Origin of the sequence: Dankookia sp. P2, assembly GCF_050632255.1 — a bacterium.
In the GTDB taxonomy this organism is placed as follows: Bacteria; Pseudomonadota; Alphaproteobacteria; order Acetobacterales; family Acetobacteraceae; genus Paracraurococcus.
Map to the genome: position 1 here is coordinate 2,382,585 of NZ_CP192581.1, position 22,429 is coordinate 2,405,013.

26 protein-coding genes and 5 pseudogenes are annotated in these 22,429 nt (G+C 71.9%); 14 read left to right on the top strand and 17 right to left on the bottom strand.

Features of this window, described 5'->3' with window-relative positions:
• Positions 1-39: 39 nt before the first annotated feature.
• Together ACQ86J_RS14215 and fdxA are read left to right on the top strand one after the other, a co-directional pair.
• Positions 40-345 carry an RNA-binding S4 domain-containing protein gene (locus ACQ86J_RS14215; RefSeq protein WP_431271600.1) on the top strand — a complete coding sequence of 102 codons (306 nt, stop codon included), beginning with the start codon at positions 40-42 and terminating at the stop codon, positions 343-345.
• A 115-nt stretch (positions 346-460) separates the two neighbouring features.
• Complete coding sequence (gene fdxA / locus ACQ86J_RS14220; RefSeq protein ID WP_431271601.1) at positions 461-793, top strand: ferredoxin FdxA; 333 nt, start codon at positions 461-463, stop codon at positions 791-793.
• Positions 794-797: 4 nt separating this feature from the next.
• Here the strand turns inward: fdxA and ACQ86J_RS14225 are convergent, their stop codons facing one another.
• Entirely contained in the window at positions 798-1,244 is a 447-nt protein-coding gene (locus ACQ86J_RS14225) for a response regulator (RefSeq protein WP_431271602.1), read from the bottom strand.
• 187 nt (positions 1,245-1,431) lie between these two features.
• Positions 1,432-2,511 carry a sensor histidine kinase gene (locus ACQ86J_RS14230; RefSeq protein WP_431271603.1) on the bottom strand — a complete coding sequence of 360 codons (1,080 nt, stop codon included), beginning with the start codon at positions 2,509-2,511 and terminating at the stop codon, positions 1,432-1,434.
• Positions 2,512-2,681: 170 nt separating this feature from the next.
• Here ACQ86J_RS14230 and ACQ86J_RS14235 point away from each other — a divergent pair.
• From ACQ86J_RS14235 to ACQ86J_RS14265, 7 genes and pseudogenes are all read left to right on the top strand, one after another.
• Positions 2,682-3,340, top strand: a pseudogene (locus tag ACQ86J_RS14235) (YbfB/YjiJ family MFS transporter); the annotation flags it as partial.
• A gap of 100 nt (positions 3,341-3,440) precedes the next feature.
• Positions 3,441-3,803 carry a hypothetical protein gene (locus ACQ86J_RS14240; RefSeq protein WP_431272831.1) on the top strand — a complete coding sequence of 121 codons (363 nt, stop codon included), beginning with the start codon at positions 3,441-3,443 and terminating at the stop codon, positions 3,801-3,803.
• Positions 3,804-4,072: 269 nt separating this feature from the next.
• Positions 4,073-4,812, top strand: a pseudogene (bla, locus tag ACQ86J_RS14245) (class A beta-lactamase).
• 64 nt (positions 4,813-4,876) lie between these two features.
• Positions 4,877-5,476, top strand: coding sequence for a hypothetical protein (locus tag ACQ86J_RS14250; protein WP_431271604.1), 600 nt, complete (start codon positions 4,877-4,879; stop codon positions 5,474-5,476).
• Positions 5,477-6,108: 632 nt separating this feature from the next.
• Complete coding sequence (locus ACQ86J_RS14255) at positions 6,109-6,864, top strand: hypothetical protein (RefSeq protein ID WP_431271605.1); 756 nt, start codon at positions 6,109-6,111, stop codon at positions 6,862-6,864.
• Positions 6,865-7,143: 279 nt separating this feature from the next.
• Positions 7,144-7,383, top strand: coding sequence for a hypothetical protein (locus ACQ86J_RS14260; protein WP_431271606.1), 240 nt, complete (start codon positions 7,144-7,146; stop codon positions 7,381-7,383).
• Positions 7,352-8,668: a peroxidase family protein gene (locus ACQ86J_RS14265; RefSeq protein WP_431271607.1), complete on the top strand. Its 1,317-nt coding sequence runs from the start codon at positions 7,352-7,354 to the stop codon at positions 8,666-8,668. The genes ACQ86J_RS14260 and ACQ86J_RS14265 overlap by 32 nt, the downstream gene beginning before the upstream one ends.
• 38 nt (positions 8,669-8,706) lie before the next feature.
• Here ACQ86J_RS14265 and ACQ86J_RS14270 read toward each other — a convergent pair whose 3' ends face one another.
• The 12 genes and pseudogenes from ACQ86J_RS14270 to ACQ86J_RS14325 form a co-directional block, all read right to left on the bottom strand.
• Positions 8,707-9,315 (bottom strand): D-2-hydroxyacid dehydrogenase, encoded by a 609-nt coding sequence (locus ACQ86J_RS14270; RefSeq protein ID WP_431272405.1) that lies wholly within the window; start codon positions 9,313-9,315, stop codon positions 8,707-8,709.
• A pseudogene (locus ACQ86J_RS14275) lies at positions 9,282-9,701 on the bottom strand (hypothetical protein); the annotation flags it as partial. The pseudogene ACQ86J_RS14275 and the gene ACQ86J_RS14270, both read right to left, overlap by 34 nt.
• 134 nt (positions 9,702-9,835) lie before the next feature.
• A complete protein-coding gene (locus ACQ86J_RS14280) occupies positions 9,836-10,621 on the bottom strand; it encodes a class II aldolase/adducin family protein (protein WP_431271608.1) in 786 nt (261 codons plus the stop codon).
• A gap of 15 nt (positions 10,622-10,636) precedes the next feature.
• A complete protein-coding gene (locus tag ACQ86J_RS14285) occupies positions 10,637-11,527 on the bottom strand; it encodes an amidohydrolase family protein (protein WP_431271609.1) in 891 nt (296 codons plus the stop codon).
• Complete coding sequence (locus ACQ86J_RS14290) at positions 11,524-11,979, bottom strand: enoyl-CoA hydratase-related protein (RefSeq protein ID WP_431271610.1); 456 nt, start codon at positions 11,977-11,979, stop codon at positions 11,524-11,526. The genes ACQ86J_RS14285 and ACQ86J_RS14290 overlap by 4 nt, the downstream gene beginning before the upstream one ends.
• Complete coding sequence (locus ACQ86J_RS14295; RefSeq protein WP_431271611.1) at positions 11,964-12,317, bottom strand: enoyl-CoA hydratase-related protein; 354 nt, start codon at positions 12,315-12,317, stop codon at positions 11,964-11,966. The genes ACQ86J_RS14290 and ACQ86J_RS14295 overlap by 16 nt, the downstream gene beginning before the upstream one ends.
• Before the next feature lie 88 nt (positions 12,318-12,405).
• A complete protein-coding gene (locus ACQ86J_RS14300) occupies positions 12,406-12,666 on the bottom strand; it encodes a hypothetical protein (protein ID WP_431271612.1) in 261 nt (86 codons plus the stop codon).
• Positions 12,667-12,727: 61 nt separating this feature from the next.
• Positions 12,728-13,780 (bottom strand): ATP-binding protein, encoded by a 1,053-nt coding sequence (locus ACQ86J_RS14305; RefSeq protein ID WP_431271613.1) that lies wholly within the window; start codon positions 13,778-13,780, stop codon positions 12,728-12,730.
• Complete coding sequence (locus ACQ86J_RS14310; RefSeq protein WP_431271614.1) at positions 13,675-14,208, bottom strand: hypothetical protein; 534 nt, start codon at positions 14,206-14,208, stop codon at positions 13,675-13,677. The genes ACQ86J_RS14305 and ACQ86J_RS14310 overlap by 106 nt, the downstream gene beginning before the upstream one ends.
• Before the next feature lie 13 nt (positions 14,209-14,221).
• Positions 14,222-14,902: pseudogene (locus tag ACQ86J_RS14315) on the bottom strand (winged helix-turn-helix domain-containing protein).
• Positions 14,903-15,061: 159 nt separating this feature from the next.
• Complete coding sequence (locus tag ACQ86J_RS14320) at positions 15,062-15,475, bottom strand: S1C family serine protease (protein WP_431271615.1); 414 nt, start codon at positions 15,473-15,475, stop codon at positions 15,062-15,064.
• Positions 15,472-15,990, bottom strand: a complete 519-nt coding sequence (locus tag ACQ86J_RS14325) for a S1C family serine protease (RefSeq protein ID WP_431271616.1) — start codon at positions 15,988-15,990, stop codon at positions 15,472-15,474. Before ACQ86J_RS14325 ends, ACQ86J_RS14320 begins: the two co-directional genes overlap by 4 nt.
• A 319-nt stretch (positions 15,991-16,309) precedes the next feature.
• Between ACQ86J_RS14325 and phnC the strand changes: the two genes are divergently transcribed.
• Genes phnC through phnE (ACQ86J_RS14350) form a run of 5 tightly spaced genes read left to right on the top strand, consistent with a single transcriptional unit; the run spans position 16,310 to position 19,926 of the window.
• A complete protein-coding gene (phnC, locus tag ACQ86J_RS14330) occupies positions 16,310-17,143 on the top strand; it encodes a phosphonate ABC transporter ATP-binding protein (RefSeq protein WP_431271617.1) in 834 nt (277 codons plus the stop codon).
• Positions 17,144-17,175: 32 nt separating this feature from the next.
• Positions 17,176-17,625 carry a hypothetical protein gene (locus ACQ86J_RS14335; RefSeq protein ID WP_431271618.1) on the top strand — a complete coding sequence of 150 codons (450 nt, stop codon included), beginning with the start codon at positions 17,176-17,178 and terminating at the stop codon, positions 17,623-17,625.
• Positions 17,531-18,166: a phosphate/phosphite/phosphonate ABC transporter substrate-binding protein gene (gene phnD, locus ACQ86J_RS14340; RefSeq protein WP_431272406.1), complete on the top strand. Its 636-nt coding sequence runs from the start codon at positions 17,531-17,533 to the stop codon at positions 18,164-18,166. The genes ACQ86J_RS14335 and phnD overlap by 95 nt, the downstream gene beginning before the upstream one ends.
• Positions 18,167-18,193: 27 nt before the next feature.
• On the top strand, positions 18,194-19,102 hold the full coding sequence (gene phnE / locus ACQ86J_RS14345; protein ID WP_431271619.1) for a phosphonate ABC transporter, permease protein PhnE: 909 nt from the start codon (positions 18,194-18,196) through the stop codon (positions 19,100-19,102).
• Positions 19,099-19,926 carry a phosphonate ABC transporter, permease protein PhnE gene (gene phnE, locus ACQ86J_RS14350; RefSeq protein WP_431271620.1) on the top strand — a complete coding sequence of 276 codons (828 nt, stop codon included), beginning with the start codon at positions 19,099-19,101 and terminating at the stop codon, positions 19,924-19,926. Before phnE (ACQ86J_RS14345) ends, phnE (ACQ86J_RS14350) begins: the two co-directional genes overlap by 4 nt.
• 71 nt (positions 19,927-19,997) lie before the next feature.
• On the opposite strand, the gene ACQ86J_RS14355 is transcribed toward phnE (ACQ86J_RS14350), so the two are convergent.
• The 3 genes and pseudogenes from ACQ86J_RS14355 to ACQ86J_RS14365 form a co-directional block, all read right to left on the bottom strand.
• Positions 19,998-21,074: an amidase gene (locus tag ACQ86J_RS14355; RefSeq protein WP_431271621.1), complete on the bottom strand. Its 1,077-nt coding sequence runs from the start codon at positions 21,072-21,074 to the stop codon at positions 19,998-20,000.
• 64 nt (positions 21,075-21,138) lie between these two features.
• A pseudogene (locus ACQ86J_RS14360) lies at positions 21,139-21,522 on the bottom strand (amidase family protein); the annotation flags it as partial.
• Complete coding sequence (locus tag ACQ86J_RS14365) at positions 21,417-22,382, bottom strand: NAD(P)H-dependent flavin oxidoreductase (RefSeq protein ID WP_431271622.1); 966 nt, start codon at positions 22,380-22,382, stop codon at positions 21,417-21,419. The pseudogene ACQ86J_RS14360 and the gene ACQ86J_RS14365, both read right to left, overlap by 106 nt.
• Between the last annotated feature and the right edge of the window lie 47 nt (positions 22,383-22,429).

Consider the following 22,429-nt stretch of genomic DNA (forward strand, 5'->3'; position numbering starts at 1 on the left):
AGGATCGCCTGCCCGGCGCATGCCTTGAGGCCTGGGCCCGTGGCGGAAGGCGGCGAGGACCGGGATTGGCAGCGGCTCGACAAATGGCTGTGGTGCGCCCGGGTTGCCAAGTCCCGCGCCGCCTGCGCCCGCATCGTCGAAGGGGGCAGCTTCCGCATCAACCGTCAGCCTACCGACAAGCCGCACGCCAAGCTGCGCCCGGGCGATACGCTGACCTTCGCCCTAGGCTCGGCCGACCGCGGCGTGGTGCGGGTCTGGCGGGTGCTGGCCCTGGGCGACCGGCGCGGCCCGGCCGCCGAGGCGCGGGGGCTGTTCGAGGACTTGGTCCCACACTCCCAGGCCTGACCTGGCCGGCGCAGGCCTGATCCGCATGGGCCGCGGGGCGCCAATGGGTTGCCTTCGCGCGCGGCCCGGTCCATCTCTGCCACGCCGATCAGCCGGGCCCGAGGGACTGCCAGCCGTGACCTATGTCGTTCTCGAGAACTGCATCAAGTGCAAGTACATGGACTGCGTCGAGGTCTGTCCGGTGGACTGCTTCTACGTTGGCGAGAACATGCTGGTCATCCATCCGGACGAGTGCATCGACTGCGGCGTGTGCGAGCCGGAATGCCCCGCCGAGGCGATCGTGCCCGACAGCGACGACCGCGCGACGGAATACGCTGAGCTGAACCGGCAATACGCGGCCGAATGGCCGAACATCACCCGCAAGGGTGAACCGCCGGCCGATGCCGAGGAATGGAAAGACAAGCCCGGCAAGCGTGCCCTGTTCAGCGACAAGCCGGGCACGCCCTGAAGCGTCAAACCCGGTCGATTTGCCGGCGCCCGCCCATGGGCCGGGCGCCGCGTTGCGCCTGGGCAATCACGTCGCGCACCGCGCCAACCAGGTGCTCGCCGTGCTGCGGCTTCTGCAGCCGCACCGTCGGCCAACCCAGGCCACGCAGATCCGCCTGCGGGGCATCGCTGTCGTAGCCGGTCACCACCACGATCGGCAGGTCGGGCCGCAGCCGGCGCAGCGCGCGGATGATGCCATGGCCCAGCAATCCGCCGTTCAGCCGCAGGTTCACCACGGCGACCGAGAGCGCCGCCACTGAGACCTCCCGCGCCGCGGCCGCGGAACAGGCGATCACAGTGGCGAAGCCCGCCGCCGACAGCAAATCCTCCATCTCCAGCGCCAGCAGCGCCTCATCGTCCACTACGAGGGCCAGCGGCGCGGCGGCCGCGGGAATGCTGTCCTGTTGGTCCATGCTGCCTCAGCTGGCAGCGCCATCCTGATGGCGCTCGTCCTCAACGATCATCGCAGACCATTCGTTACTGAAACCTCATGGCCGCGCACGTCACCGCAGCGGGAGGACTCGGAACTGCAGCGTGAGGCGCGTCCCCGGCCCGGCCGGGGACCAGTCCAGCCGGGCGGATAGCTGGCGCGCCAAGCCCTCAACCAGCCGCATGCCGGTCCCGCCGGAGCGTTCCTCCGGCAAGCCGCGCACCATCGTCCCAGAGGATGGCGCGCAGCTCGCCGCCTCGCGCCGGCTCCAGCCGCAGGCCGATGGTGCCGCTGCTGCCCATCCCGGGCTGAGACGCGCCGAAGGCATACTTCAGGCTGTTGGTGATGAACTCGTTGACGATGAGGCCGAGCGGTGCCGCCTGCTCCGGCGGCACCACCATCCGCCGCATCTCAAGCACCAGGCGGATGCCGTGCTCGTCCTCCGCATGGAAGCGCAGCAGCGTGCCGGCCAGCTCGCCCAGATAGGCGCCGAGGTCGACCCTGTCGACATCGCCCGCGAGATAGAGCTTGTCGTGCAGCAGGCGCAGCGCATCGACCCGCTGGCGCACCACGCGCAGCGCGTCCAGCGTCTCGGGCGAGCGGGCGCGGCGGGACTGCAGCTGCATCAGACCGATGATGACCTGAAGGTTGTTCTTCACCCGGTGCTGCAATTCGCGGAACAGCCGCTCCACATCCGCCGCCCGGGCGCGCAGCTTGTCGCCGGCGCGCAACCGGTCCACCGCGGCGGCCAGCATGTTGGCGTAGGTCTGCAGGAAGGCGATCTCGTCGCCATCGAAGCTGCGCCGCTCGCGGCTGTCGACCTCCAGCAGGCCATAGGGCGGCCGGCTCTCGGCGCCGATGACGGTGACGTTCACCAACGATCGCACGCCATGCTCGCGCATGAACTCGGCGATGGGAAAGCGGGGCTCGTTCGCTGTGTCCTCGGAGACCAAGGCGCCTGGGCTCGACAGTGCCAGACCTTCCAACGTGCCGGGCTCGGCCTTCAGCGTCACTTGACCGACCACGCCGGGCTTCCAGCCGACCCCGGCGCGAACTTGCAGCGTGCGGCCGTCAGGCTGCAGCTCCAGCACCTTGGCCAGGCCGGTGCCGAGCCCTTCCGCGACCAGGCGGCAGGCATCGTGCAGGATCACCTGCAGGTCATCGGAATGCAAAGCCAGCTCACCGAAGCGGGCCAGTGCGGTCTGCTGGGCCAGCAGTCGGTCCGCGCTGCGCTGGGCTGGATCGGGCATGGCAAGCAAAAGCCGAAGGCGCTCGGTGGTTCCGCGACCATGACGGCGGCACGTGCAACCGCTAGGGTCGGTTGGTGCCCCACTTTCTCCGCCAGGCCCTCGCTGGTGCCGCCGCCACCGCCTCCGGCAACGGCCTTGCCCGTTTCGCCTATGTGCCGCTGTTCCCCGCCATGGTCGGCGCCGGTTGGGTGGATGGCGCGCAGGCCGGGATGCTCGGCGCCGCGGCGCTGGCCGGATACCTCATCGGCACGCTGCTCGGGCGGCGCGCTGGGCAGCGGCTTGGCGTGCCGGGCACGCTCGACCTCGGCATGGCGCTGGTCGTCGTCGCGCTCGCGGCTTGCGCCTGGAATGGCGGTTTCCGGTGGTTCCTGCTGTGGCGAGGCCTGGCCGGGGTGGCGGGTGGGCTGCTGATGGCGCTGGCCGGGCCGGCCACCCAGGCCTCCGTCGCACCGGCGCAGCGGGGCGCGGCGGGCGGCGTGGTCATCGCCGGCGTCGGCTCGGGTATCGCCACCGGGGCGCTGCTGGTTCCGGCGCTGCTGCCGGCCGGGTTGCCGGCGACCTGGCTCGGGCTGGCCGGGCCTGTGCTGCTGCTGTGGTGGCTGGCCCGTTCCCGCTGGCCGGACATGGCGCTGGACGGCGCGGCGGGGAGGCACCGCCGCCCGCGGCGCTGTTGCTGGTAACCTATGGCCTCTACGCCGCCGGGATGGTGCCGCCGATGGTCTATCTGGCGGATCTCGCGGCGCGCGGCAGGGGCCTCGGCGTCGGCATCGGCGCGCTGCTCTGGTTGGTCTTCGGCCTGGCCGGCATCGCCGGCGGCGTGCTGAGCGGCCGGGCGGTGGACCGGCTCGGCAGCATGGCCACGCTGCGGCTGTGGCTGCTGATCTCAGGCGGCGGCGCTGGCCCTGTGCCTGCCGCCCTGGCCGGCGCTGGTGCTGCCGGCCGCGGCGGCTGCGGGCTTCGCCGCGGTCGGCGTCACCGCGGTCACGCTCAGCGTGACGCGGGAGATCGCCGGGGTTCAGGCGACCGGTCTCTGGCTGCGCTGCAACCTGACCTTCGCCGTGGTGCAGACGGTGGCGGGTTTCGGCCTCGCCGCGGTCTTTGCGGCGACCGGCGAAAGCCACCTGGCGGTCTTCGGCGCCGGGTTCGGCTTCTCGCTCGCCGGCTTCGGCACGGGCGGCGGCGCTGGCCCGGCAGGCCGCCCGGCAGCCGGCAGGCGCCAGCCCGCGCTCGTCCTGAGCGGGACCACGCAGGGCGTGGATTTCCGGCTCGATAAATCCGCGTCTGGGGAGTGATCCTCATGGCGCAGGAATTGATGACGCCTTCCGTGTCGGCGCGCGGGCGGAACTGGGTCTGCCGGCCCGCGTCTCGGCGACGGCATCGGTCCTGCCCGCCGCCTCCTTGGGAGGGAAGACCTGCAGGGTAGCGCCGATCCGAAGGAGTGTTTGATGCCGTCACGCCGCACCCTGCTGCACGCCCCGCTGCTGGCCCTGGCGCGCCCGCTCGCGCGGCCGAGGCATTGGCCGCGCTGGAGGCGCAGGCCGGCGGGCGGCTTGGCGTTGCGGTGCTGGATACCGGTAGCGGCCGACGGCTGGCGCATCGGGGCGGAGAGCGCTTCCCGCTCACCAGCACGTTCATACTCTTCGCCGCCGGGCATGTGCTCGCACGGGTGGATCGCGGCGAGGAACGGCTGGACCGCATGGTTGCCTATGCGAAGGACGATCTTGTCACCTACTCGCCGGTGACCGGCCAGCACACGGGCATGAGCATCGGCGCGCTCTGCGACGCGGCGGTGACGCTCAGCGACAATACCGCGGGCAACCTGCTGCTCGACAGCTTCGGCGGACCGGCGGGGCTGACCGCTTGGTTGCGGGGCTGGGCGACACGACGACCCGGCTCGACCGACGGGAGACGGCGCTGAACGAGGCGCTGCCGGGTGACCCGCGCGACACCACGACTCCCGAGGCGATGCTCGGGCTGATGCAGTCCCTGCTGCTTGGCTCCGCGCTGTCCGAGGCCTCGCGGACACAGCTTGCCGCCTGGCTGGCCGGCTGCCGCACCGGGGACCGACGGCTGCGGGCGGGCGTCCCAGCCGGTTGGCGCGTCGGCGACAAAACCGGCTCGGGCGAAAACGGCACGGCGAACGATATCGGCATTCTCTGGCCGCCGGACCGGCCGCCGATTCTGGTGACGGCTTACTCCACCGGTTCGGCGTGCGCCGGAGACGGCACGCAGCGCCGTGCTGGCGGAGGTCGGGCGGATCGCCGCGGCCGCCTGACCCTGGCAGGGTTCTTAACGAGGTGAGTGCCACGGTTCGTTCCAGGCCCGGCGTGCTACGCTCCGGCGCCATCTGCCGGAGTGCCTCGCCTTGCGCCGCGCCGCCGCCCGCCTTGCCGCCATCCTGGTCATGCCCTTCACGGCCCTCGCAGCCGACCCACCAGTCACCGGCATCACCCTCTCCAATGCCGGGCTGATCCAGGTCGACCGTGCCGGCATGCTGGGGGCGAATGAGGCGATCAGCTTTGCCGTCCCGGTCGAGGCGGTGGACGATGTATTGAAATCCCTGCTGCTGCGCGACCCAGGCGGCCGGCCAGGCGCAGTCCGGCTGCCGGCGCAGGACCTGGAAGCCGAGGCCTTCCGCGGCCTGCCGGTCCGTCTAGACGATTTCGAGACCCGCGCCAGCCTGTTCCGCGCGCTGCGCGGCCAGTCAGTGGACGTGGGCGGCGTGAGCGGCCGGCTGGCCGGGGCGGATGAGGCTGAGGGCGGGCTGCGGCTCTCCGCTGCTCACCCCGACCGGGCTGCGGGTGCTGGCGCTCGCGGTGGGGACCGAGGTGCGGCTGCAGGACGCGGCGCTGGCCGACCGCCTGGATCGCGCGGCGGAGGCGCTGGCAGCCAGCCGAAGCGCCGATATCCGCCGGCTGGAGATCACCCTGGCCGGCGCGACCGCCGCGCGCGCAGGTTGGGCTGAGCTATGTCGCCGCCGCGCCGCTCTGGAAGCCGTCCTGGCGGCTGGTAATCCCCGCAGGCCAGGGGGAGGCAAGTTTACAGGGTTGGGCGGTGGTGGAGAACCGCTCGGGCGCCGACTGGGATGGGAGTGCGGCTGTCGCTCGTCTCCGGCAATCCGGCGGCCTTCGCGCAACCGCTCTATGCGCCGATCCTGGTATCGCGACCGGTGATGCCGGTCCGCAGTGCCGAGCGCGTTGCGGTGGAGCCGGATGCCGGGCCGCGCCCCCCGCCGGTCGTCGCCGCCATGGCTGGCCCGGCGCCGATGCTGCGGCGCGCGCCCACTGCGGAGGCCACCTCGCTGGCGGCGCTGCCGGCGGCGCAGACGGCCGCCCTCGCCCGGTCGGGTCGCATTCACCCTGCCGGAGCCGGTTTCGCTGCGAGGCGGGTGAGACGGCGAACCTGCCTTTCCTCGATGCTGCGCTGCCGGCCGAGCGGATCTGGTGGGGTGCAGGACCTGACGGCGCGCAGCCCGCTGAACGCGGTGCGGCTGGTGAACACCACCGGCCAGTGTGCTGCCGGACGGCCTGACCGCGATCTACGGCGGGGCCGGGGCCGAAGCCGGCGCCTGGCTGGGGCGATGCGGAGCTGCGCGCGATGGCACCGGGGGAGGCGCGGATCATCGCCTTCGCCAGCGACCGCGACGTGCTGCTGGCCACCACGCAATCGAGCACCGAGCAGGCGGCGACCGTCACGTTGCAACGCGGGCTCGTGCTGATCGGCACGCGGCGGCGGGAGGAGACGGCGCTGGCGGTCGACCCGCATGGCAGCCACGGCACGCTGGTGCTGGACCTGCCGCGCCGGCCGGGCGCCACACCGCAATCTGCCGTGGTGGCGGAAGGCGATTTCGGCCTCCGGACCGAGGCCATGCTGGACGGCAGCGCCATGACAATGCGCTTCGCATGGTTGCGCGAAGGAGGCAGGAGGTGCCGCTCTGGGATGCCGGGCTCGGCGACCCGGTGCTCGCTGCGCTGGCGCGATATCGACGTGGAAGGATCGCTGCGCCGACTGCCAGGGGGTCCGGGCAGCCTCGAGACCCTGCAGGCGGTGCTGGAACGGCTGCCCGAGGCGGCACCCGGCCGGGCGGCGCTGGCCGGTCTCGTCGCAGAGCTGGCCGAGACGCGGCGGCTGCTGGATGCGGCGCGCGGGGCGATCCGGACCTATGCCATCACCGACGCGATGCTCGGCCGCGCCCGCGCCGCCGTGGAGGACCGCTCCGGTCCTGCGCGGGAGGAGGCCCGGAAGCGGCTGAACGCGGCAAGCCAAGCCGCCGAGCGCGCCGGCGCCGCGGCCGAGACTGCCTGGGAAGCATGGCAGCGCGCGGTGCAGGCTGTGCTCACGCGCACGGGCTGAACGCGCGGCGGCGCCCCGGGCCGGGATTCATATTGAATACGATACCCTGGGCATGATCGCCTCCGCTCCTGCCGCGGCCCAATGCCGCAGGCACGGAGGATACGACCATGGCCGAGCGACGCCCGCCGCAGCCTGCCGCCTCATCCCATGCCGCCAGCATGCGCGGCCTCGCCGCCGGGGCCAATCCCGGCCAGCCCTTCGGCCGCTTCGGGCCGATGTTCGACCTGCCGCCCTGTCCGTCCCTGCCTCGAGGAAGGACTGGCCGCCCTGGCCCGCGCGATGGTGAAGGACGATGCCGGCGCGCCGATCACCGAGGCCGAGCCGGTCGACGAGAACGACCGCATCCCGGCCGGCTACACCTATTTCGGCCAGTTCGTGGACCACGACATCAGCTTCGACCCAACGCCGCTGGGCGCGCAGCAGGTGGACCGCGACGCGCTGGTCGATTTCCGTTCACCGGCGCTCGACCTCGACAGCGTCTACGGCCGTGGGCCGGCGGGACCAGCCCTACCTGTATGAACGCGACGGGCTACGGCTCCGGCTGGGTGCGCAGACCAACCCACAGCCGCTCGGCCCGGTCGAGACGAAGCTCGACATCCAGCGGCTGCAGGACGGCACGGCGATCCTCGGCGACAAGCGGAACGACGAGAACAAGATCGTCAGCCAGTTGCACGGCGCCTTCATCGCCTTCCACAACAAGGTGGTGATGGACGACGCCATCCTGGACAGCTTCGGCGCTGACCTCACGACGCCCGAGGCGCGCTTCGCAGCCGCCGCCACCATCACCCGCTGGCACTATCAATGGATCGTGGTGCACGACTTCCTGCAGCGCGTCTGCGAGCCGGGCATGGTGGAGGAGGTGCTGAACTCCGGCGGCACGCCGCGGCTGCAGCACTACCTGAACGCGGCGGCGAAATACCCCTACATGCCGCTGGAATTCTCCGGCGCCGCCTACCGCTTCGGCCATTCCATGGTGCGGCCAAGCTATTCGTTGAACAAGGTGGTGCTGGCGCGCAAGGAGGGCGGCGACCCAACGAAGGAACGCATCCCGACTTTCAGCCGCGACCCGCGCGGGACGGAGAACCTGAACGGCTTTCCCGGCACCCTGCCGCCTTTCTGGGGAATCGACTGGTCGTTCTTCCTCGACGACGTCGAGGGCGTGGCCGGCGGCGTGCAGGTCGGCGGCAAGCCGGCGGTGCTGCCGCAGCCCTCCTACCGCATCGACGCGTTGCTGGCGGAGCCGCTGCAGGACCCGCCCGAGTTCTTCAACGCGGCGACGCCGCCGGGCAGCCCGGGCTCGATCCTGGGCAACCTGGCCTTCCGCAATCTGAAGCGCGGGCAGTTGCTGCGGCTACCCTCCGGCCAGGCGGTGGCGCGGGCGATGGGCATCGCGCCGCTGCCGGACGAGATCGTCTGGGGCGCCGGGTCGCGCGTGCCGCCGCCGGCGGGCGAGACCGAGTTGCGAGACGCTTTGGCGGCCACCGCCGAGGCGCGCGGCAAGGTGCGCCGCGCCTGGGTGGATGCGCCGGGTGCGCCGCTGCACAGGAATACCCCGCTCTGGTTCTACATCCTACGGGAGGCGGAGTATTACGGCGCGACCGAGCCGTCGCGGGACGCCGCCTGCATGGGCGGGCAGCATCTGGGCCCGGTCGGCAGCCGCATCGTGGCGGAGACGCTGATCGGCCTGCTCTGGCTCGACCCCACCTCCTACCTGCACAGCAGCCGCGGCTTCCGGCCGCTGCCGGCGGTCAGCGGCGGCAAGGCGCTGACGCTGGGGCGGCTGGTGAGCTTCGCGCTGACCTGAGGCAAGGCCGGGGAGGGAACAGCATTCCCTCCCCCATCTCAGGCGATGGGCCGAGCGACGTTCCGCAACGGCTCGCCGCTCCGGTATCGCCGCAGGTTCTCGCAGAAGATCGCTGCCACCCGTTCCGGCAGCCCGTCGGACGCCGCCGCGCTGTGCGGCGAGACGATGACGTTGGGCAGATCCCAGAACGGGCTCTCCTGCGGCAGCGGCTCCATAGTGAAGACGTCGAGGAAGGCGCCGGCGAGGTGGCCGCTGCGCAACGCCTCCAGCAGCGCCGGCTCCTCGACCACGCCGCCGCGGGAGACGTTGATGAGGTGCCGCCCGGGCGGCAACAGGGCGAGCGCGCGGGCATCGATCAGGCCGCGCGTGGTCTCGGTCAGCGGGCAGGCGAGGAGGAGCCAATCGGTGCGTGGCAGCATGTCGGGCAGCGCGGCGAAGCCGGCCACGGCGTCGAAGCCGGGCGGCGGGCCGGCCGCGGCGTCGCGGCGGATGCCCACCGTGCGCAGGCCGAAGGCGCGGCAAAGCCGGCCGATCTCCTGGCCAATCGGGCCAGTGCCGATGACGAGGGCGGTCTGGCCCTCGACCTCGCGCGGCTCCGGCTCGGCATAGAGAGGTTCCCAGGCATGGCGCGCCTGCGCCGCAGCGATGCGGGGAGTTGCCGGGCCAGCGCCAGCAGGCCGGTCACCGCGGTCTGCGCCACCGCGGGCGCGCTGGCGCCGGTGCTGTTGGTCAGCACCAGGCCGCGCGCCAGCATCTCCTGGTAGACCGCCATGTCGGTGCCGGCGGAGAAGGTCTGCACCCAGCGCAGCGCCGGGGCGGATTTCAGCAGGTCGATGAAGCGGAGGAAGCGCGGGTTGAGCCGGTGCCGCGTGCCACCGACGAAGAGGTCGCGGGTGACGAAGGCGACCTCGACGCCCGCCGCATCCGGCAGCGCCCCCTCGGGCGCCACGGGCACGAGTTCGGCCTCCGGCACGGCATCCCGGATGCGGTCGCCGTGGCGCGCGGCGCCGACATCCGAAATGAGCACGCGCATAGTGTCCAGTGTCCCGACTCCGAAGTTCGCCGCCAGTGGCGGCGCCCTGGGATCGCGCCACTAGGCTTTGTTGTCAGCGGCCTGCTGGTCCGCTCCGTTCGCAGTCAGTGGCTGCGAGCTTCGCTAGTAGGACGCTAATCGCGGTAGCTGGGGTCGATGCGGTCCAGCTTGCGCAGCAGCGCCGGCCAGTCGAGCACGCCGAAGGGCCGCCGGGTCTGCGGCTGGTAGTTCAGCCAGGTCTTCTCCACCACTTCGTCCGGTACCTTGATCATCGGGCTGTTGCAGGACATCGCGGCGATCTGCGTCTTGCAGGACAGTTCCAGCCGGTGCAGCGCGTTGAAGCATTCCGGGATGGTGTTGCCGACCGTCAGCAGGCCGTGGTTGCGCAGGATCATCGCGTTGTTGTCGCCGAGGTCGCGCACAAGCCGCTCCTGCTCCGACAGGTCCAGCACCACGCCGCTGAAGTCGTGGTAGCTGATATGCGCGAAGCGCATGCTGGTCTGGGTATTCGGCAGCAGACCGCATTCGAGGGTCGAGACCGCCATGCCCGGCCAGGTATGGGTATGGGCGACGCAGGCGATGTCGTGCTTCGCCTTATGGATCGCCGAGTGGATGACGAAGCCGGCGCGGTTCACGCCGTAGTCGGTGCCGGGGAAGTCGGGCTTCAGCACGACGTTGCCGTCATAGTCGATCTTGATGAGCGAGGAGGCGCTGATCTCCTCGTACAGCATGCCGTACGGGTTGATCAGGAAGGTGTCCTCGCCGGGGACGCGGACCGAGACGTGGTTCGCGATCAGGTCGCTCATGTGGTAGAGGTCGACCAGCCGGTAGCAGGCGGCGAGGTCGATGCGGGCCTGCCATTCCTCCGGGCTCACCCGGTGGCGCATGGACGGGATGCGGTATTCGGCGGCGTCGAGCATGTCTCGGGTCCTCCCTCAGAAGTCGTAGAGCCGGGCGGCGTTGTCGACGAGCACGGCCTTCAGCACGGCGGCATCGGGGATCCAGCGCGCCAGCGTCTCGGCCAATGCCGCATCCTCCGACATCGGCCGGTCGAAATAGGCGATATGCGGCCAGTCCGTGCCCCAGACGCAGCGCCCGGCATTCGCCGCCAGCAGCGCCCGCGCATAGGGATCGGCCGCCGCCCAGGGCGCCTCACCGCCGGTGATGCGGTCGGCGCCGGAGATCTTGGTCCAGGCGCGGCCGTCCCGCAAAAGGTCGCACAGCAGGCGGAAGCCCGGATGCTCCGGCGTGTCGTGTTCCGTCGAGATGCGGCCCATGTGGTCGACGACCAGGTCCATCCCGTGCGGCTCCAGCAGCGGCAGCGCCTCGGCCAGGTCGCGGGCATGGATCCAGACCTGCAGGTGCCAGCCGCGTTCGCGGATGCGGGGCCCGAGCGCCTTGAGGCTGTCATAGCCGACGCCGTTGCGGTAGGTGCGCTCGCCGGCCGGGCCGCGCAGTAGGTTGAGCCGGAGGTCGCGCACGCCGGCCGCGGTCATATCGTCGAGCGTCCGGTCGGTGGCCTCCGGCGGCAGCACGGCGACGCCGCGGAAGCGGCTGGGGTAGCGCCGCAGCGCGTCCAGCATGGCGCCGTTGTCGGTGCCCTGGGCGCTGGCGGTGACGATGACGCCGCGCTCGAAGCCCAAGGCATCGAGATGCGCGACGAAGGCCTCCACCGGCGCCTCGACCGGGGTGTAGCCGCGGTCCTCGGCCAGCGGGAAGCGGTCATAGGGGCCGAAGACGTGAACATGGCTGTCGCAGGCGCCGGGCGGCACCGCGAAGCCGGGGCGGCGGCCGGGCGGAAAATAGGGGACGCAGGGGCGGGTCATCCGGTCAGCGCCCCTTGAACACGGGCTTGCGCTTCTCGGCGAAGGCCGCGGTCGCCTCCCGATAGTCCTCGGTGCCGGCGACCACGCCGGTGCAGCTTGCGGCATAGGTCAGCGCCTCGGCAAAGCTGCTGTTGGCGCCCTGCCTCACCATGCGCTTCATCAGGCCGGATGGCGACCGTCGGGCCGCTCGCCAGCCGCTCGGCCATCGCCATGGCATGGGGCATCAGCTGGTCGTCGGGCAGCACCTTGTTCACCAGGCCGATCCGCTCCGCCTCCTGCGCCGAGACGAAATCGCCGGTCCAAAGCATCTCGAGCGCCTTCGGCGTGCCGATCAGCCGCGGCAGCATCCAGGCGCCGCCATCGCCGGCGACAAACCCGACTTTGATGTAGCTCTCAGCGAAGCGCGCGCTTTCGGCGGCGAAGCGCAGGTCGCCCATCAGTGCCATGTCCATGCCGGCGCCGGTCGCAGCGCCATTGATTGCAACGACATAGGGCTTGTCGAGCTCCTGCAGGCGTCAGCGGGATGCGGTGGACATGGTTGACCAAGTACTGGCCGCGATCCCAGGCAGTCTCGCCCGCCGGCGGCAACCCGCGCCATGCGCTTGACGTCGCCGCCCGAGCAGAAGATCCGCCCCGCTCCAGTCAGCACCACGGCGCGGATCGCGTCGTCGGCAATGCAGACCCGCAGGGCCTTCTCCCAATCCGCCAGCATCTCCAGCGTGAAGGCATTGCCTGCATCCGGGCGATTTAGGGTGATGGTGGCGATGCCGCCGGTGGTCTCGAACAGCAATCTCGCTCACGGCGCTTCCCCAATCTTTCGAGGAAGCTTAGGGGCGGTCGCCCGACCTCTCAAGCCAGGCCAGCCAAAGCTTGCCCAGTCAGGGCGTGACCTGGGCCGCCCGCACCGCGCGCCGCAGCTTGGCGATGCCGGTGCGGACATGCCCCGTGCCGCAGAGCCGCTCGCCCTCCGCCGCCAAGCTGCGGGACGGCTCCTGCTTCGCCGCCGGCAGCCCGGCCAGCCGCACCACCAGGCTGGAGCAGTATTCCGGCGTGTCGGTGATGACACGCGGGCTTGGCTCTGCCGCGGCGGAGACCACCAGGGCCAGCAGCATCGCAGGGGGCGTAAGGGCGGCGGTCATTGCGGGCGGGACAGTGCAGCCCGGCCCTTGAAGCGGCGGTGGGCGGAACATGACGCTTAGGTCATCCTCGCGGCAGCCGGATCACCACGCGGAGACCGGGCGGCACGCGGCCCGGCACCGCATCCTCCAGCGCCACCTCGCCGCCATGCAGATGCGCCACCGCCCGCACCAGCGACAGGCCGAGACCGGAACCGGGTGGCGCGCGCCTTATCGGCGCGGAAGAAGCGCTCCCCGGCATGGGACCGGTCCTCGGGCGAAAGGCCGGGTCCGTCATCCGCCACCATGACCTCGATCCCGGCCTCGGTCGCAGCGGCCGAGAGCAGCACGGTGCCCTCGGCCGGGGTGAGTCGATGGCGTTGTCGAGCAGGTTCGCCACCGCTTGCAGCAGCAGGTCGCGGTCGCCGACCATGGGCAGCCGTTCCGGCAGCTTGGTCTCCAGCCGCAGGCCGCGCGCCTCGGCCGTCGCCTCGTAGATTTCGGCCGCATCTGCCAGCACGTGCACCAGGTCGAGCGGCGCGAAGGCCGCCCGCCGCGCCCCCGCCTCGGCCTCGGCGATCCGCAGCAGCGCCTGGAAGATCCGGCTGATGGCGTCCAGGTCGGCGATGCCCTGCTCCACCGTCGCGCGCAGCGATTCCTCGTCCTCCGAGGTCGCCAGCGCGTCCTCGAGCTTGGCGCGGGCCCGCGCAATCGGGGTGCGGAGGTCGTGCGCGATGGCGTCAGACACGCCCCGCACGCCTTCCATCAACGTCCCGATGCGGTCGAGCATGATGTTCAGCGTCTGCGCCAGCCGATCGAACTCGTCGCCGCTGCCTGAAAGCGCCACGCGGGAGGAGAGGTCGCCGCCGGCGATTGCTGCGGTGGTGGTGAAGGCCGGTCGCATCCGGGCCTGCAGCGCGTGGCGGATCAGCCAAGCGCCGGCCAGGGCGAACAGCACCACGGCGCCGGAGGCCCAGACCACGCCCTCGGTCAGCAACCGGCGCAACTCGGTCCGCTCGGTCTCGTCGCGGCCTACCAGCAGCCGTAGGCCGGGCAGTTCCAGCCGGTGCAGCCGGGCATCCACCGCCAGCCCGTCATGCAGCACCCGGGTGCGGAACCAGGGCCCGGTCTCCGCCATGCCCCTTGGCCAACCGTCGAGGTTGCCGGCGATGCGTCGGCCACTTCTGCCTCCATCATCAGGTAGATGGCCTCGTTCTCGACATCGACAGCCAGCCGTTCCTCGATCGCCTCGGCCAAGCCGGCATTACCGGCCTCCCGCCAGCGCTCGGATAGGGCGATTGCATCGGCGCGACCGACGGCATCGGTCTGCCGGTCGAGCGCGCCGGCGGTCGCCCACCACAGCACCGCGACCAACGCGACCGCGGCGAAGGCGAACATGGCGGCGAAGAGCACGGCGAAGCGCAGCCCGGCGCTTCGCAGCAGCCGCGGCGGGCCGAGTGCCAAGCTGGGCGGGCCGGCCGCGACATGGGCCGGCCGCAGACCAAGGCGCCGCCCGAGCCGCCTGGGCAGCGGCATGCCCGGCGCCGGGCGGGCCCGCTCGCTCATTCCTCGGACCCGGTCAGGGCTCCGCCCGGATCATGTAGCCGGCGTTGCGGACGGTATGGATCAGCGGCCTGTCGAAGCCCTTGTCCAGCTTCTGCCGCAGGCGGGAGACATGGACGTCGATGACATTGGTCTGCGGGTCGAAATGGTAGTCCCAGACCTTCTCCAGCAGCATGGTGCGGGTCACGACTTGGCCCGCATGCCGCATCAGGTGCTCCAACAGGCGGAATTCGCGCGGCTGGACGTCGATCCGCTTGGTCGCGCGGGTCACGGTGCGCGACAGCAGGTCGAGCTCGAGGTCGGCGACCCTCAGCTTGGTCGCCGGGGCATCGACCGAAGGACGGCGGCCGAGCGCCTCGACCCGGGCCAGCAGCTTCGGCGAAGGCAAAGGGCTTGGTGAGGTAGTCGTCGCCGCCGGCCTTCAGGCCCTTAACCCGTTCATCGACCGCCGAGAGCGCCGAGAGAAACAGCACCGGCGTGCGGTTGCCCTGGCTCCGCAGGGTCTCCACCAGCCGCACCCCGTCGACGCCCCCGGCAGCATGCGGTCGAGCACCAGCATGTCGAATTGCTCGGAGGCCGCGAGGAACAGCCCGTCGCGGCCATTGGTCGCGTGCTCGACCGTATGGCCGGCCTCCTGCAGACCCTTGCGCACGAAGCGCGCGACCTCGGCATCGTCCTCGACCAGCAGAATCCGCATCGTATCCCGTCCTCGTTCGGTCCCTGCCGGCGCGGCCCGCGCGAAGCGGCGCGCGGGAGTCGATCCTGGGCCGATCCTGTCCATTCCTGCCCCCGGGCCGGGTTACCGCCGGCCTGCCGGGCAGATTGATTCTACACCATCACCGCCCGAGGCGGCGCATCATCCGGCACTTGGCCGCCGGCCGACCTGCACCGGCAGTTCGCGCTCCCGCCCTTCCCGCAGCACGGTCAGGCGCAGGGTCTGGCCCGGCGGGAAGCCGGCGACGGTGCGGACCAGGGCGCGGGAGGTCTCGATCCGGTCGCCGTTGATCGCCACCACCAGGTCGCCCTGGCGCAGCCCGGCCCGGCCGGCGGGACTGTTGCGCTCGATCCCGGCGATCATCACGCCGCGGCGGCCGGCTCGACCGTCCTCCGGCACGACGTCCTGCACCGAGACGCCGAGCCAGCCGCGTTCCACCCGCCCCTCACGCTTCAGCTGTTCGACCACCGGCCGGGCGAGATCGGAAGGGGTGGCGAAGCCGATCCCGGCCGAGGCGCCGGAAGGCGAGTAGATGGCGGTGTTGATGCCGATCACCTCCCCGCCGGGTTGAACAGCGGACCGCCGGAATTGCCGGGATTGATCGCAGCATCAGTCTGGATGAAGTCATCGAAGGGGCCGGCGCCAATCTCCCGCCCGCGGGCGGAGATGATGCCCGCCGTCACCGTGCCGCCAAGGCCGAAGGGATTGCCCGCCGCCAGGACCCAGGAACCGACCCGGGCGGCCGAGGAGGACCCCCAGGGCACCGCGACCATCGGCGCGCGGGGCTCGACCTTCAGCAGCGCCAGGTCGGTCAGCTCATCCGTCCCAACCACCCGGGCGGTGAGTTCCGAGCCGTCCTGCAGCGCCACCACCACCTTGCTGGCATTACCCACCACATGGTTGCTGGTGACGATGTAGCCGGCCGGGTCGATGACGAAGCCGCTGCCGGCGCCCATCACCTCCTGCCGGCGGTTGCGCTGGCGGTCGCGGAAATAGCGCTCGAAAGGGGTGCCGCGCAGCTCGGGCGGGATTTCCGCCCGCTGCTCCGAGGTGACGGCTATATTGACCACGGCGGGCTGTACCCGCTCGGCCAGATCGGCGAAGTCGGCGACCAGGGGCTCCGCGCTGCGCCGCGGCGGGGGCGCAGGCCGCGAGGGGCAGCAGCGGGGCCGCGAGCAGCAGGGCAGTGGCGGACAGGCCGAGCCTGCGGCGCGGCAGCGGGGCGGAAGGCAGGATGGCGGTCCTCGATCGTGGCGAAAGCAAAAGCGGTCTCGGTACAATTCTGGGAGGATGCATGCGGCGGTTCAACCTCCCTGCCCATAGCTTGACCCCCCAAGCTTAAACGCGGATGGGGTTCGCCGGCAGCGACGACTGGGGTAGGCAGGGCGGATGGAGGCTTCCCGGGCGACGATGCTGGAGTTGCAGGCGCTGACGCGGCGCTTCGGCGCCACCACCGCGGTGGACGGAGTCAGCCTCACCGTCCCGGCCGGGCAGATGCTCGGCATCATCGGCCGCTCCGGCGCTGGGAAATCCACCCTGCTGCGGCTGGTGAACCGGCTGGTCGAGCCCAGCGCCGGGCGCATCCTGGCCGAGGGACGGGACGTCACTGCCCTGCGGGGCCGGGCGCTACGGGCCTGGCGGCGCGACTGCGCCATGGTCTTCCAGCAGTTCAACCTGATGCAGCGGCTGGACGTGCTGACCAATGTCCTGGTCGGGCGCCTCGCGCACCAGCATGGCCTGCGCCGTGCCCTGGTGCTGCTGACCGGCGCTTTCAGCGCCAGGGAGCGCGCCATGGCGCTGGCCGCGCTCGACCGCTTCGGCCTGGTCGAGGTCGCGCTGCAGCGGGCGGAGACGCTCTCGGGCGGCCAGCAGCAGCGCGTCGCGCTCTGCCGCGCGTTGCTGCAGGAGCCACGCCTGATCCTGGCAGACGAGCCGATCGCCTCGCTCGACCCGGCCAATGCGCGGGCGGTGATGGAGGCGCTGCGCCAGGTGAACCGGGCGGAGGGGATCACCGTGCTGGTCAACCTGCACCACCTCGACACCGCGCGGGAATATTGCGACCGGATCCTGGCGATGCAGGCCGGGCGGGTGGTCTTCGACGGGCCGCCGGAGGCGCTGGACGCCGCCCGGGTGCGCGATGTCTACGGCATCACCGAGGCTGAATTTGCCGCCGAGGCCACGGCGCGGGCGGCGGCTGCCCAGCCGCGCCCGGCGATGGCATGATCCGGCCGCCTTTCCGGACGGGGACCAGACCCATGACCACGCGTCGCGCCCTCGGCGCCCTGCTCGCCGCCAGCCTCGGCATCCCGGCCATGGCGGAGACCGCCTGGCCGCCGCGCCGCAGCCTCGACCCGGACGTGACCTTCCCCGAGGCTGGGCCGCGCGCCTGGGGGGCCCAGATGAAGCAGGTCCGTATCGGGTTGCTGGGCGGGGAGAACGAGTCCGACCGGCTCGGCCGCTTCGGCCCCTACCGCGACCTGATCGAGGCGACCTTCAAGGTCCCGGCCCGGCTCTACCCGGCCAGCGACTATGCCGGGGTGATCCAGGCCTTCGGGGCGAAGCAGCTTCGACATCGCCAACATGTCCCCGGCCGCCTATGCCGCCGCCTGGGTGGACACCAACGGGGGCGTCGAGCCGCTGCTGACCACCGAGGAGGCGGACGGATCGGTCAGCTATGTCGCGGTCATGCTGGTGCGGGCCGATAGCGGCATCCGGACGCTCGAGGACATGCGCGGCAAGGCCATGGCCTGGTCCGACCCCAACTCCGCCAGCGGCTACCTGATCCCGCGCTTCGCGCTGCGCCGCCAGGGCGTGAACCCCGAGCAGTATTTCAGCCGCACCGGCTTCGCCGGCGGGCATGAGCAGGCGATCATCGCCGTGGTGCAGAAGCAGTACGACGCCGCCGTCACCCGGGCCTCCGGCCAGGGCGACGTCAACGCCGGCTATACCCGCGGCACGCTGCGGGCCATGGTCGAGAAGGGCTTGCTCGACATGCACCAGATGCGGGTGATCTGGACCTCGGAGCCCATCATCAACGGGCCGCAGACCGTCCGCACCGACCTGCCGGAGTCCTTCAAGGAGGACATGCGTCTGTTCCACCTGGCCCTGCCCAAGGCGCATCCGGAGATCTACCGGCAGATCGAGCGCGGCGGCGGCGCCGGCTACCGCGAGGTCACCCACCAGGACTACGTTTTCATGGTGGAGATGCGGAAGCAGGAGGCGGTGGAGCGCCGGCGGCGGAACTGAGCGGCGCGTCCGATGGCCGGAGGCGCCATGCGCCGGAGGCCTGACTCGGCCGCGCCAGGACAGGCCGCCCACGCGGTCGAGCGCGGCGAATACGCTTACCGGGCGGAGGTCCGCCAGCGCCGAACAGCCACGCTGGTCGGCCTCGGCCTGCTGCTCGCCTGCCTGCTCGCCGCCGCCTGGGTCAGCGAGGTGCGGCCGGCAACGCTGGCCGCCGGCCTGCCGCGCGCCGGCGAATACTTCGAGCGGCTGCTGCCGACGCTGCGCTGGGCCGTGCTCTTCGCCGGCAGCGAGACCGAGGGCAGCCTCGCCGCTTGGTTCTATCGGCTGGATTCCTGGGCCTGGCTGCTCTTCGAGACCGCCAACATGGCGGCCCTCGCCACGCTGATGGGCGCCACCGCAGGGCTGCTGCTGGCCTTTCCCGCGGCGCGCAACCTCGGTGCCGCTTGGCCGGCCACGCAGGCGGCACGGCGCGGCATGGAGGCGATGCGGACGGTGCCCGAGATCGTCTTCGCGCTGATCCTGGTCTGGGCCTTCGGCGTCGGCCCGCTGGCCGGCATCCTGGCCATCGCCCTGCACACCGCCGGCGCCTGCGGCAAGCTTTTCGCTGAGTCCATCGAGAATACTGGCCTCGGCGCCTGGGACGGCGTGCGCTCGGCGGGCGGGTCCTGGGCGCAGGCCTGCCGCTTCGCCATCCTGCCGCAGGTGGCGCCGAACCTGCTGAGCTACGCGCTGCTGCGCTTCGAGATCAACCTGCGCTCGGCCAGCGTCATCGGCTTCGTCGGCGGCGGCGGGATCGGGCAGGAACTCTACACCGTCATCGCGCAGAACTACTACGAGGAGATCAGCGCCATCGTGCTGCTGATCCTGCTCGCGGTCGCCGCCATCGACCTGCTGTCGGAGCGGCTGCGGCACGCAGTGATCGGCCGGTTGGCATGAGCGCATCCGATGTGGCCGCCTGGCGGACGCGGCTGCCGGCCGCCTTCGGCGCGACGCCGCGCACCCGGCTGCTGCGCGGTCTGGCGGCGGTCGCCTTCCTCCTCTGGCTGGGCTGGGCGCTGGCGCAATCTGGCTTCACCCCGCGGCGGCTGTGGAGCGGGCTCGAGGGCCTCGCCACCATCCTGCGGCTGATGGTGCCGCCCTCCCCCGGCGCACAATGGGAGGAGATCCTGCAGGGCTTGGCGGAAAGCGTCGCCATGGCCTTCCTCGGCACCTGCATCGCCGCGCTCATCGCCCTGCCGCTCGGCTTCCTCGGCGCCGGCAATGTGGTGACGGCCTGGGCGCTGCGCTTCTCGGTCCGGCGGCTCTTCGACGGCTTCCGCGGCATCGACCAGCTGATCTGGGCGCTGGCCTATGTGCGGGCCGTGGGGCTCGGGCCGCTCGCGGGCGTGCTGGCCATCGCCACCGCCGACATCGCGGTGCTGGCCAAGCTTTATGCCGAGGCGATCGAGAACATCGAGCCGCGGCAGACCGAAGGCGTCACCGCGGCCGGCGGCGGCTGGGCGGAACGGCTCCGCTTCGGCGTGCTGCCGCAGGTGCTGCCCGTCATGCTGGCCCAGGCGCTCTATTTCTTCGAGAGCAACACGCGCTCGGCGGCGATCCTCGGCGTGGTCGGGGCGGGCGGGATCGGGCTGCAGATCTCCGAGCGCATCCGTGTCAGGGCCTGGGACGAGGTGGCCTTCATCATCCTGCTAATGGTGGTGATCGTCGCCACCATCGACTGGCTCTCCGCCAGGCTGCGCAAGCGGCTGATCGGCGGGTGAGAGAGTGGAGGGGACGCCGTCCCCTCCACGCCTCCCCTGCCAAAGGCCGAAAGGCCCTTGGAACCCTATAGTCAGGCCAGTTCGGGCCAGCGGTCGGCCCAGGGGCGGGCAGCTTCCCACTCGGCGGCCAGGGCGCAGAGCAGGCCATCCGCCCCCGAGGGCCCGACCAGCTGGAAGCCGATCGGCAGGCCCGCCTCCGACGGCTGGCAGGGCAGCGCGATGCCGGGGAGGCCGGCGAGGTTGGCGAAATTGGTGAAGACCGCATGGCCGCGCGGGCCGACCGCCCGGCCGTCGATGGTGGGCGGCGCCACCTGCTCGGCCGGCCAGGGCAGCGCCGCGGCGGCCGGCGTCAGGATCAGGTCCCAGGCGCCGAAGAAACCCGCCATCCGGCGGCGGAAGGCGGCGATCCCGTCCACCGAGCCGAACACCGCCTGCGGCGACAGCGCGCGGCCGGCCGCCGCCATCTCCCGCAGCATCGGCGCCGCCGGCTCCCCGCCGCGTTCCGCCAACAGCCAGGCGAGCCCCGCCTGCCCCACCGGGCTGAACAGTGCGTTGAGCTCATCCAGCGTGAAGGGCGCCTCGCCCTCCTCGATATGATGCCCGAGGCCGCCGAGCTGCGCGGCGGCGATGGCGACACTCGTGGCGATCTCCGGGTCCACCGGGTTGCTGCCGAGCCGCGGGACGAAGAGGATGCGCTGGCGCGGCGCAAGCGGCGGCACCGCGAAGGGCGGCATGGCGCGGCAGGCCGGGTCGCGCGCATCCGGCGGCGCGAGCAGCGCCAGCAAGGCCACCAGGTCCGCTGTCGTGCGGGCGATCGGGCCGATCTGCTCGAGGTCGAGCAGGATGGCCGGCAGCCCGTCGCAGCGCGGCACCCGACCGATTGAAGGCTTCAGCCCGACCAGCCCAGCATGGTTGGCCGGCCGGCGGATCGAGCCGCCGCCATCCGTGCCGAGCGCCAAGGGCCCGAGCCCCGCGGCCACCGCCGCGACCGCGCCGCCGGAGGAGCCGCCCGGCGTCAACGCGATGTTCCATGGGTTGCGGGTGACGCCATGGACGGTGTTGTCCGTATAGCCCTGCAGGGTGGATTCCGGGACGTTGGTTTTCCCCAGCACCACCATGCCCGCCCCCCGTGCGCGCACGACCGGCACGCTCGTCCCGCTCCGGCACGACGTCGCGGAAGATCGGGCTGCCCCAAGCGCAGGGCAGGCCGGCGACGGTGATGTTGTCCTTCACCGTCAAGGGCACGCCGTCCAGCGGCGAGAGCGGGGTGCCGGCCCGCCAACGCGCTTCGCTGGCCTGGGCCGCGGCCCGGGCGCCCGCCTCGTCGAGGGCGATGATGGCGTTGAGCCGCGGGTTTAGCCGGGCAACGCGCGCCAGGATCGCCTCTAGCGCCTCGACCGGCGAGAGCGCGCCGCGGGCGAAGCGGCCGGCCAGCACGGTCGCGGGCAGCAGGGCGGGGTCGCGATCCATGCGGGCCTCCAGGGCGGAGGTCACGGAAACAGGCCGCGCAGGCGGGTCATGCCATCGGCGGCCTCGGTCGCCATCCGGGCGACCACCTCGCCCGCGCCCTCGACGCGGTCGAAAAGCCCGACGCATTGGCCGGCCCAGACATAGCTGCCCGCGAGGTCGCCATCATCCGTGCCGCGCGCGTTCATGGCGCCGGCGATCATTGCGACGATCTCCGCCTGCGGCGCGCCGGCCGCCTCGGCGGCGGTGATCGCCTCGGCATGCGGGCTGCGCAGCACGCGGCCGGGCATGCCCAAGGTCCGCTTGATGATCATGGTGTCGCCCGGCGCCGCCGCAGCCAGCGCCTGCTTGTAGGCGGCATGCGCCCGGGCCTCGGCGGTAGCGACGAAGCGGGTGCCCATCTCGACGCCCTCCGCCCCCAGGGCAAGGGCCGCCAGCAGCCCGGCCCCGGTGGCGATGCCGCCCGAGGCGAGCACCGGGATCTTCACCGCGGCCACGACGCGCGGGACCATGACCAGCGTGGTCTCGTCCGACCGGCCAATATGCCCGCCGCCCTCATACCCCACGGTCGCCACCATGTCGGCGCCCACCGCCTCGGCCTTTCGCGCGAGTTCGGGGCCGGCGGTCAGCACCAGGGTCTTCGCCCCCGCTTCCTGGCATCGCTTGATATACGGTGCGGGGTTGCCGGCGGTCAGCGCGATGATCCCGACACCTTCCTCCAGCGCCGCTTCCAGCCCCGGCCAGATGTCCTGCCGGCCGATCGGAAGAATTACCGCGAAAGGCAGCGCGGTCAGCGCCCGGCAGCGACGGATTTCCGTCCGCAGCGCCTCGGGTCCGTCCAGCCCGGCCGAGGCGATCTGCCCCAGCCCGCCGGCATTGGAGACGGCCGCGGCGAGCGGCGCGGTGGCCACCCGAGCCAAGCCGCCCTGAACGATCGGGTAGCGGATGCCGAGCAGGCGGGTGACACGGTTTTCGATCTGCGGCGGCATGGCATTTCCGGGGCGGCTGTTCGGTGCAGCCTACCCGCACCGGCCAG